This is a genomic window from Phycisphaerae bacterium, assembly GCA_024102815.1.
GTDB lineage: Bacteria > Planctomycetota > Phycisphaerae > UBA1845 > UBA1845 > JAGFJJ01.
On the sequence record JAGFJJ010000047.1, the window covers coordinates 35,212 to 45,589 of the forward strand.

A 10,378-nucleotide genomic window follows, 5' to 3' on the forward strand; every position below is an offset into this window, starting at 1 on the left:
AGGGGAACGAACTGCGGACGAAACCTACACTTATGCCGACGACGCTCCTTCACTGCTTGTACGATCACGCCCGCAACTTTGGAGATACCATCGCGTTCCGCGAAGTTGGCGAAGGCGGGCGAACCATCCCCTACGCGGCGCTCTTTTCCGCCGTCCAGCACGCCGCCGCCCGAATTCAGGCCCAGGCGCAACCCGGCGACGTCGTCCTGGTCTGTCTGCCTAACCGCATTGAGTGCGCAGTCGCGATCCTTGCAGCGCTCCAAGCCGAAGCCATTGCGTTTCCGGTAAGCCCAACCATCTCGCCGGACGAGCTCCGGCGATCGGCGCAGGTATCCGGTGCGCGAATCATCGTGGGTACGGATTCCTCATTCGCGGCACTGCAAGCCAGTGGCTTGAAACGCATACAATGCGAAACGCCCGCCACCGAGAACGACTTGGCTGGCCCCGGGCCGAACGCAGCCGCCCCTCCACCTGACGAGCACAGCGGCCTGATGCTGCTCAGCAGCGGAACCGTGAGCGATCCCAAGATCGTCTGGCGCACCGGGCCCTCCCTCCTTTCTGTTGCGGAAAATACCGCAATTGCGGTCGGAATTCGTCGCGGTGACCACATCCTGGGTATGGTGCCAATTTGTCATTCCTACGGAGTTGAACACTGTCTCTTCGCTCCTCTTTTGGCGGCGGCCACGGTTCATCTGTGCCAGGGGTTTGACCCCCATGTCGCCATTGATCAGCTCCGCGCCGTTCCCATCACCGTTTTCCCGGCAGTACCTTCGCTGTTCGAGTTGCTTGCCGCGCGATGCGACGGTTCGATCGCTTTTCCGAGACTGCGCTGCGCGTACTCGGCGGGGGCGCCCCTGCCATCGAGTGTTTTCGACGCATGCCGGCGCAACCTCGGAATTCGGGTCGGGCAACTCTACGGATCCTCGGAAGTCGGCTCAGTCACCTTCAATGATCCACATAAACCGGGACATGACCCCACAAGCGTAGGGATACCAATGCGGGGTGTTACACTTCGCATCGTCGACACAACGAGCCAGGCCGTGGAATCGCCGCTGCCGCCAAACTCCGAAGGCGAGCTGGCAATCAATGCTCCCTCTATGCTTTGCAGCTACGTGGGAGAATCGCAGCCTCCCTTTCGCAACGGGTTTTTCCTTACCGGCGATCTGGGCAAAATCGACCAGAAGGGTGCGCTAACAATCACGGGCCGGACGAACCTCATGATCAACGTCGGTTCGCTCAAGGTAAATCCACTTGAGATCGAGCATGTACTCTCGGAATGCAGGGGCGTCGCCGCATGTGTGGTCGTCGCCGTCCCCGTGAGCGAGACAATCTCCCGTGTACGCGCCCTCATTCTTCCGCTGGACCGCCGGGATCCGCCCAAGATCGAATCGATCCGATCGTTCTTGCGAAGCCGGCTCAGCCCTCACAAAGTCCCACGGATCATCGAAATCGTGGACACGCTGCCGCGCACACCTTCCGGAAAAATCATGCGTCGGCAAGTCGTATCAGGAGCGGAATCGTGAAAACGCGTGCCAGATCAACCCGCACCCACTACGAGCGCTATCTCTGGGCGGTCGTCACAGCCGTCTCCTGCGCCGGATGCCAGTCTTCGCTCCCCCGCTACGCCTTCGACAACCCCGCCGAAGTCCTGATGGCAATGGAAGCGCGGTCTTCTCAGATAGCGTCTTTCTCTGCACGATGCAGAGTCCTGCTGGCGTCAGGCGACGGCGATGTGCAGTTGACCGGCCTGGTTATTGCAGAGCCGCCTGGCAGATTGCGATTACGGACTTGGAAGCTTTCGCGGACTGTATTTGATCTCACACTGAACGAAGACGGCGCGTACCTCTTCAGCAGTGGAGGCGAGCGACACGGGCCCGACGAATCCGAACTAACCCGGAAGCAAATCCTCGGCGCTTTGCGGTTTCTTCCCGGGTTCATGCAGCAGGGCGCTTGGCGAGCCCGCCGCGGATTGACGCCCGATACGTATGCGCTGATCAGCCAACTGCCCGATGCAAATGCGCTCGTCCAATGCGCCGTCGACGGCGCCACGCTCACCGAACAGCGCTGCGACTATCTCGACGACCGGAATCAGGCGGAGATGTCCCTGGCATTCTACGACTACCGCCTTGTTGACGGCATCGCATGGCCCGGAAGGATCACCGGCCACGGAGCGCGCGGAAGCTTTGAGATCCGATTCGATAGCGTGGAGGTCAACGTGGAGCATCCCGACGGTGCATTTGTGCCGTCTCGGAGGGCAAAGAAGTTGCCATGAGCGTCAAGTGCCCGCCCTCCCGGTTGCCGATCGAATTGCTTTGCCGGTTGGCAACCCGCAGACCCTGGATTGTCCTCATCGTGGCGACCGTCGTCGTCACCACCGCCATATCCCTTGCAACAAGGCTGAAAACGAGCGCCGCGCTGGACATCATGGTGGGTGACCGCGACCCCGCCGCCCGCGCGCTGACGCGCATTGCCGGAGCTTTCGACGGTGCTGAGCAACTCATCCTTCTCGTTTCCCTGCCCGAAGATACCCCATCACCCCAGACCGGCGTCCCGGCGGCCGGCGACGTTCGACTTCTCGAATTCGCCTCGAGGTTGAAGGCTGCGGTAGCAACTTCGGATCGGCTCTCGCAGATGTGCCGGGAGGTGGAATACAAGCCGCCTCAGGCCGCCCGCACTTACGTCGAGCGCGCCATCATCCCGGCAGGCGTCTACTACCTCCGTGACGACGAGTTCCACGCATTGCTGCAACGATTGCGGCCGCAATCGATGCGCGAGCAGCTCGACAAGCTCGAGCAAATGTTGGCCGTGCCCGGAGCCGGGGGCGCACTAATTCGATCGCTTGCGGAAGATCCCCTCGGCCTCCGGGATTTCCTGTTCAGCGCACTCCCGGCATTCATTCAGCCAGGATCCCGGTCGATCGCCGCCGACGACGGCTATTTCAGCGCGGATCGACGTCATCTGATGATCCGCCTGCGCGGTGCTCGTCCCCCGTCCGATCTCGATTTCGCGGGCTCCTTTACTGACGCCGTGTATGACGCTGCGCAGCACGCGAATGAAGACCGGCTCGACCTTGCTTGCACGGGTGCCTATGCCATCGCGGCCCGATCAAGCCGCGCCATTCGCTCCGACATGAAACGTAGCATCCTGCTGTCAGTCGTATTCCTGATGACCCTGTTCACGGTGGTTTATCGTAACCTGTGGATGTTGCCGCTGGCCCTGGCTCCTGTCGCAGCTGGCATCGCCGTAGGCTTTGCCGTGTTCACAGCGCTTGGCATGACGGCGTCACCGCTCACGGCGGTTATCGGTGCCATCCTGGCCGGGTTGGGTATCGACTACTGCATCCACATCCTCTCAATGTATCGAGGCTTTCGTGCAGGCGAAGCATCGCACGAGCAGGCGATCCGAGGGGCGCTTCGACATATGGTCCCTGCCATCGTTGTCGCCTATGGTACAACCGCAATTGCCTTCTTCGCATTCAGCCAGTCTGGCGTGCGTGCCCTCCGTGAATTTGGCTGGTTAGGCATGCTCGGATTGACCGGTGCGGTCATCGCGACCATGCTCCTGCTGCCGGCACTGATCACCCTGGCACTGGGCGCGAAGACCAACTGGCGCGCCAAACCGACATCGCGGGGCCCGCTCGTAAGCAGATGGCTGGATGTGTCCACCAATGCCAAGTCGTGCCTCCTGGGGGCGGCCGGACTCCTCGTCGTCATCTCACTGGCGGTGGCCGCCTTCGCGGACCGGAGCGATTCATTCTTCGAGGACGATCTGTCGACCATGCATCCGCAGCCCAACGAGCCGATCGAGACGCAGGCGCGCCTCGGCGAGCTTTTTGGATACTCCGAGGACACATTCACCATCTACTTTACGGCACCTTCGGCCGAATCGCTCGTTGAGATGGCGCACGACATCAGTCATCGGGTCGGACAACCGAGTGTACGGAGCGCGGGTATCACCGGCGTCTATGGGTTGGCGTCGCTGCTGCCTGATCCAGAAACCGTAGCGGCACGGCACGCCGCGCTCCAGCAGGTTAATGTCGAGCGGATCGTCGCGGACTTCGATGCGGCGCTGGCCGCAACTGATCTCAATGGGCCGGCTTTCGACGGATACCGGGCGTTCCTGCGAAATCTGCTCCGGCCCAAACGCGTTCCCCAAATAGAGGACCTGCTGCAAGTGCCGGCGCTGGCCGACACGGTTCTGCCGACAGCCACGGTGCAAGGAGAAAGTCCTGCGCGCTGGGAGTCCATCGCCGTACTCTTGACTGATGCCCCACTGGCGGAACGCTCCAGGCGCGACATCGCCATCTCCGAGATTCGCCGAGCCACTGCGGATCTTGTCGGTGCTGAGCTGACCGGCATTACCGTCCTCGGACATAACGCCGAGCGCGCCATTCGCCACGACCTGTTTGCTTTACTCACCATGGCAGCAGCGGCGGTGATCGCCTGGCTGCTCGTATATTTTCGCAGCGTCACTGCGATGCTCTTAACCCTCTTGCCGGTGGCCGTCGGCATGAGCTTCATGCTGGCATGCATGAGACTCGAGGGCATAAAGCTCAACATGGTCAACCTGATTGCGCTGCCGTTGCTCGTCGGGACCGGCGTCGATGATGGCATCTTTCTCGTTTCCATCGCCCGGCATTCGCGTCGACAACGCGAGTTACACTCGGCAAGTGTGCGAAACCTCGCGTCCGGGTGCCGAGCAGTGATCATGACGAGCCTGACAACCGTTCTCACCTTCGGCACGCTTGTGTTCACGAGCACGCCGGCCATTAGATCGCTGGGCACGATGATGGCCCTGGGGGTGACGATTGCCGTTCTTGGCGCCGTCGGCGTGTTGGCGCCGCTGCTGACAGTCCACGGGGATTCTGCAACGCAGCGCACGGGCAGACTTGCGAATAGCAACGATCTCATTAGCGAATGAAGAAATGTCAATTATGGAGTTCTGAATCCAGCTTTCGTAGTTCTTCTGGATGAGCTCTGTGCTGGTGCGGTGCTCTTCGCCACGACATTCTGCGCTTCTGCGCGTCAGTACGCGCCATTGTTTCCCGCGATCGACCAAGGCTCGAGCTTAGCCGTGTTTGACTTCCCCTTCGCTGGCTCTGCTGGAGTTACCGCAATGGCCACGGATACCATGACGCCGCGATGAATCCCACGACCCGAATGCTGTGCTAATATGACCATCGACTCCGCGATCTCGTCCGATCGACAAGTGACATCGGGCACGCAACTCGTCGAGGCCTCCCTTCCTCCGCCGCCCGCGGCCGGCTCACTTCCAATCGCGCCGGAGTGGTCAGAACTCGCGCACGAAATTCCAGAATAAAGGCGTGATCCGCACCGCGGAACTCCGCTCTGCCGCAAGGTCGGGTTGCGAGGTGACGGCGATGAGGCTACGCAATTCCCCGGTTTGGCAACCGCAGAAGACGCGCATTGATCGCAACGATGACCGTGGACAACGACATGACGACCGCCCCGACTGCCGGCGGCAGAATGATGCCGATCGGCGCAAGAACACCGGCCGCAAGTGGTATCGTGACCGCGTTGTAGCCCGTTGCCCACCAGAGGTTCTGGACCATCTTGGCGTAGGTCTTCTTCGCCAGCCGTACAATCGAGGCTACGTCACGCGGGTCTGAGCGGACGAGCACGATATCGGCCGACTCGATCGCCACGTCCGTCCCAGCGCCGATCGCAATGCCCACATCGGCCTGGGTCAGCGCGGGAGCGTCGTTCACGCCGTCACCGACCATGGCGACGGTAAGGCCGCGGCTCTGGACCTCCTTCACCTTTTCTGACTTTTGCTCCGGCAGCACTTCGGCGAAGTAGTCGTCCAGACCGAGTTCACCCGCAACCCACCTGGCAACCGGCTCCGCATCGCCGGTGAGCATCATGATCTGAACGCCCATTTCCTCCTTGAGGTTGCGCAGTGCCTCACGCGACTCCTCACGAATAATGTCTGCCAGAGCAATTGCACCGATGGGCTGACCATCAGCCAGGACGTAGACAACGGTCTTACCCTCGTCGGACAGCTCGCGTAAGCGCCCGTTGTCGACGTCGATGCCGTTCTCCTGGAGGTAGCCGGGGCTGACGGCCTTGACGTTGGAACCGGAGACGCTGGCTTGGGCACCCTTTCCCGGAATCGCTTTGAACTCCTTGGGGACCTCGAACCTGACCTCGCGTTTCTTCGCTGCCTCGACGATCCCCTGTGCGATCGGATGTTCCGATTGGCTCTCCACGCTGGCCGCGAGCTTCAGCACTTCGTTTTCATTCCTGTTGCCCAGCGCGATGACGTCACTCACGCCGAAGCGGCCCTCGGTAAGCGTCCCGGTCTTGTCAAAGATGATCGCATCGAGGTTTCGCGCTCGCTCGAACGCGGATCGATTTCGGACCAGCAGGCCGTTCTTGGCCGAGATTGCGGTCGAGACGGCTACGACCAGGGGGATCGCCAGTCCCAGCGCGTGCGGGCAGGTGATCACCATCACCGTTACGGTCCGCTCGAGCGAAAAGTCAAATTGCCGGCCGATGACAAGCCACCATACCAAGAGTGTGACAGTACCCGCCGAAATCGCGACGATCGTGAGCCAGAGGGCGGCCCGGTCGGCCAGGTTCTGCGTCTTCGACCGCGATTTCTGGGCCCTGCGGACCATGTCGATGACCTGGGAGAGATACGTCTCACCGCCGGTCTTCTGAACCTCCACGGTAATCGCGGAGTCACCGTTGATCGAGCCGCCAACGACGTCATCGCCTTCGCCCTTTTCCACCGGCTTGCTCTCACCAGTGATCATGGCCTCGTTGACCATCGTACGGCCCTCGACGATCTGGCCGTCGATGGGAATCTTCTCGCCGGGCTTGACCAGCACGCGGTCGCCGGCGCTCAACTCGTCGACCGATACATCCTCGGTGCTGCCGTCGTTCTCGACGCGGTGGGCATCGGCCGGCATCAGTTCAACGAGCTTCTGGAGCGCGTTCGACGCGCCCATGACCGAACGCATCTCGATCCAGTGACCGAGCAGCATGATGTCGATAAGCGTCGCCAGCTCCCAGAAGAATACGCGCCCCGCCAGTCCGAACACGACCACGCTGCTGTAGCCGTAGGCAACCGCAATCGCCAGCGCAATCAGCGTCATCATGCCGGGCTGCTTCTGTCGCAGCTCCTCAACGAGCCCCTTCAGGAACGGCCATCCGCCATAGAAGAATATGATTGAAGCGAAAAGCCACTGGACCCAGCTGTCGAAGGGAAAATCCCAGGATTCCGCAACTCGCAGGAAACCCTGGATCATCGGCGAAAGCAGCAACACAGGAAGCGTTAGGATCAACGAGATCCAGAATCGCCGCTTGAAGTCCGCGACCATGTGGGCGTGATGCGAGCGGTGTTCCCCGCCGCCATGGTGCTTGCCTTGCGTGCCGCCATTCTTATGGGCACCTTTGGTGTGCTCCGCATGCTCGGCATGACAATCTTGCGGCTCCCAGGAATTTCTATTGCCTGTCATGTTTCTGTGCGCTCCGTCTCGCCCAGTATCCGTCACGCCTCGCAGGCAGCATTTATGATCGCCAGGAGCGTGCGTTCAACGTCTTCGGCCACAGGTTTAAGATCTTCGGCCGCATCGTACATCTCCAACAGCTTCGTTGGCTTGACGGTCGCGACGGTCACGCTTCCGGCCTTCCGGTACACGGAGATGCGACACGGCAGTGACGTCGAAACGGCGAGATCCCTTTCGAGAAGCTGCTTGGCTTGTTGCGGGTTGCAGACCTCCAGAATCACACACTCGTGCTCAAATGGCACGCCCTTGTCCGCCATCTTCGCCTTCATGTCGATCTGACCGAGCACACCGAAGCGGTGTTCCTCGACGGACTGCTGGAGACGTGCAACTGTGTCTTGAACCGACCGCGCTGATTCTCGAATATACAGCATGATCTCTCGCCTTTCTGGATCCGACCGAGGCAGTGTGCTTTCTGCCGCTTCCATTGTCTTGATCACTGAAAATCGCACAGACAACCGTGCCCTGCATGGACCTCGTTACCAGGCATAGTGATTGATGCCGTAGATCATCGCGCCGCCGAAAAAGCCCGCGGTGAGTACCGCCGCCGCACCGACGAAGAGCATTATGCGATAGGCCTTGCGTCTTGCGGCTGTGGCGTCGCGATACGCCCGCTCGCCGACAATCAGTGTGCTCAGGGCCCAGAGAGCGGTACCCGTTCCGAGCCAGCGGTGGGTAGTCATGATCCAACTTTCGTCCGCAAGGTGGAAACCGCCGAAAAACCAGCCGAGTGTGCCTGCCAAGATCGCCGTCAGCCCACCAAACCAAAGGCAAAAGCGCCCGGCGCTGACGAACAGCTGACGCTTCGTGGCCATCCATAGCCCCTCGGCTACGGCTGCTCCCACAAGCATCGCGATTGGAAAGTTGACCGCCGGCGGGTGGAACCTGCCAAGCCAGGCCAAGGCCGCCATCACACCCGTGGCACGGTCGTCGTGGTCGTGTTCATGATCCGCATCGAATCCGTTCAATTGAGACTCGTCGGCATCACCGTCAGACTGCTCTGTTCGGGCGCCAGGCGCACCCTGTACGGCGCGCTCTCCATGCGCATGCGTCTCATGCGCGCCTTCGTCCACGCGGCTGTTGTTCTCTTCGTGCTCAGCTCCATCAGAAGCGGGTGTACCCGTCGACGATGCGGATTCTGCATTCGCATCAACTCGTTCCTCCTCATGATCCCGAGCCGGCGAGGCGTCCTCACGCCGGTAACTCCCGGGATCCGAGCTTGACTGCCGACCGTTGTCATTCTGAGCGAAAACCGCCAACCGCGCCGCATAACGCTCCGGATTCGCGTTGAATTTCTGCAAGCAACGTTCGCAGCAGAACGCAATGGTCTGCCCCCGGTAGGTTGTTGTTATGCTCGGATCGACCTTCTCGTCCATCATTACGGGGCAGAACTGGTTGACCGGCGCTTGGACCACTGCAGGCGCAGGAGATTTCGACCCCCCTTGCTCCTGCCCGGTCGCGTTTGCTGCAGCCGCACACACCAAGAGTACGAATAGAAACACACGGCGCTCGTAGTCCCCTGCCATCGAAGCCTCCCAAGAGATAGCCGCGCGAAAGACACGACGTCGCGAGTGCTAAGGTAACTGGCTTACGCCGGCTTGAACGGCTGCTAACTGCGGCTTCAGGCCAGCCTGGCTCGAACCAGACAGCCTCATGCGAAGCCCACCTCGACCGACGCGAGGCGACCTATTCATTCTTCAGTGCATTCATGAGCTTTTCCATATTGAGGTGAATGCCCTGTTTTTCGAGGTTCTGCGCATATTTTGCAGGGTCGGCCAGGAACTTCTTGTCGCAACCGGAGCAGCAGAAATAGATACGCTCTCCAGTGGGCAGATCAGTGAAGGCAGTGGGATCGATCTTACCCCCCATCACCGGACAATGCGTCTGGTACGTGTAGCTTGCTTCGAGCTTCGCCGCGTACTTCTTCGGGTCCGCCTCATACTTCGGCTTGCAGCCCGCGCAGCAGAAGTAGATCTTTTCGTCGCCCCGACTGATGAGAACATTCTTGTCGACGGGTTCGCCGCTGACCGGGCATGTAACCTGGATGCGCTCGCGCTCGTGAAGCTGCTTGCGCTGCCTTGCGACCTTCTCTGCATATTTCTCAGGATTCTCGTTGAACTTCTTGATGCACATCGGACAGCAGAAATACACGGGGCCCTCATCGGTCATGGTCTTGATATTGAAGTCAACCGGATCGCCCATCACGGGGCAGAGTGGCAGGCTCGATTGGGCGTCTTGTGTGCCAGCCATGCCCCGGCTGTGAGTCTCCGCTTGCAAGTGCATTCCGCGGTCATCCCCCTCGTGCTGGGCCATCGCCATCGGCTCTCCGACCCATATCGTGGTCAAAACGAACATTGTACCCAAACTGATAATCTTCATCGCCAAGTCCTCCAGCATTTGTAATCGCCTGTATTTCCCATCCGCGTTCCCGGAATGCCCGAGCGAGAAAGTCGTCGCGTGCCTCGCCAGAACCCGCTCCATTGTTCAATATGCGTTGGATGCGAGAAGCTCGCTGGAGCTTCCCCTGTCGACGCTAATTCCTGACACCATGCGCCGCCACTCGATGACCCTCAACACGCGCGGCGACGCCCGGTCGTGGCTAACCTCCTGAGATGCGTTGCGTTATCGCTGGGACGATCATGCCCTCGGAAGCCCATACCCCGGCCTCCGAGACTTCGTGCTTGAGGGGAAGATTCTTGACCCAGGACGCATCGAAGCCTAGAAGCGTATTTGTTGCCCGGGCCATCTACAGGAGATTATGCATGCAGGCGCGAATCATCACGCTGACGCTCGTGATTATTACAACGGCAACAATGGCGGGATGTGTACCTGGACCGGGCGCAACTG

Annotated in this window: 7 protein-coding genes; 3 read left to right on the forward strand and 4 right to left on the reverse strand. The window is 60.5% G+C overall.

The features are described from left to right. Positions 1 to 32: 32 nt before the first annotated feature. The 3 genes from J5J06_11070 to J5J06_11080 are packed head-to-tail and all read left to right on the forward strand — an operon-like array spanning position 33 to position 4,920. Entirely contained in the window at positions 33 to 1,523 is a 1,491-nt protein-coding gene (locus tag J5J06_11070) for an acyl--CoA ligase (protein ID MCO6437620.1), read from the forward strand. Beyond that, positions 1,520 to 2,272: a hypothetical protein gene (locus tag J5J06_11075; protein MCO6437621.1), complete on the forward strand. Its 753-nt coding sequence runs from the start codon at positions 1,520 to 1,522 to the stop codon at positions 2,270 to 2,272. The genes J5J06_11070 and J5J06_11075 overlap by 4 nt, the downstream gene beginning before the upstream one ends. Beyond that, a complete protein-coding gene (locus J5J06_11080) occupies positions 2,269 to 4,920 on the forward strand; it encodes an MMPL family transporter (GenBank protein ID MCO6437622.1) in 2,652 nt (883 codons plus the stop codon). Before J5J06_11075 ends, J5J06_11080 begins: the two co-directional genes overlap by 4 nt. A 466-nt stretch (positions 4,921 to 5,386) precedes the next feature. Here the strand turns inward: J5J06_11080 and cadA are convergent, their stop codons facing one another. From cadA to J5J06_11100, 4 genes are all read right to left on the reverse strand, one after another. Continuing rightward, positions 5,387 to 7,345 carry a cadmium-translocating P-type ATPase gene (cadA, locus tag J5J06_11085; protein ID MCO6437623.1) on the reverse strand — a complete coding sequence of 653 codons (1,959 nt, stop codon included), beginning with the start codon at positions 7,343 to 7,345 and terminating at the stop codon, positions 5,387 to 5,389. A gap of 170 nt (positions 7,346 to 7,515) precedes the next feature. Next, positions 7,516 to 7,905 (reverse strand): DUF302 domain-containing protein, encoded by a 390-nt coding sequence (locus tag J5J06_11090; protein MCO6437624.1) that lies wholly within the window; start codon positions 7,903 to 7,905, stop codon positions 7,516 to 7,518. Positions 7,906 to 8,010: 105 nt separating this feature from the next. Continuing rightward, positions 8,011 to 8,910 (reverse strand): YHS domain-containing protein, encoded by a 900-nt coding sequence (locus J5J06_11095; protein MCO6437625.1) that lies wholly within the window; start codon positions 8,908 to 8,910, stop codon positions 8,011 to 8,013. A gap of 307 nt (positions 8,911 to 9,217) precedes the next feature. Then, a complete protein-coding gene (locus tag J5J06_11100) occupies positions 9,218 to 9,910 on the reverse strand; it encodes a hypothetical protein (GenBank protein MCO6437626.1) in 693 nt (230 codons plus the stop codon). Between the last annotated feature and the right edge of the window lie 468 nt (positions 9,911 to 10,378).

Bases quoted from the DNA above. Each gene is read 5' to 3' on its own strand.
- cadA (MCO6437623.1), bottom strand. From the start codon at position 7,345: ATGGTCGCGGACTTCAAGCGGCGATTCTGGATCTCGTTGATCCTAACG.
- J5J06_11090 (MCO6437624.1), bottom strand. From the start codon at position 7,905: ATGCTGTATATTCGAGAATCAGCGCGGTCGGTTCAAGACACAGTTGCA.
- J5J06_11100 (MCO6437626.1), bottom strand. From the start codon at position 9,910: ATGAAGATTATCAGTTTGGGTACAATGTTCGTTTTGACCACGATATGG.
- J5J06_11080 (MCO6437622.1), top strand. From the start codon at position 2,269: ATGAGCGTCAAGTGCCCGCCCTCCCGGTTGCCGATCGAATTGCTTTGC.
- J5J06_11070 (MCO6437620.1), top strand. From the start codon at position 33: ATGCCGACGACGCTCCTTCACTGCTTGTACGATCACGCCCGCAACTTT.
- J5J06_11095 (MCO6437625.1), bottom strand. From the start codon at position 8,910: ATGATGGACGAGAAGGTCGATCCGAGCATAACAACAACCTACCGGGGG.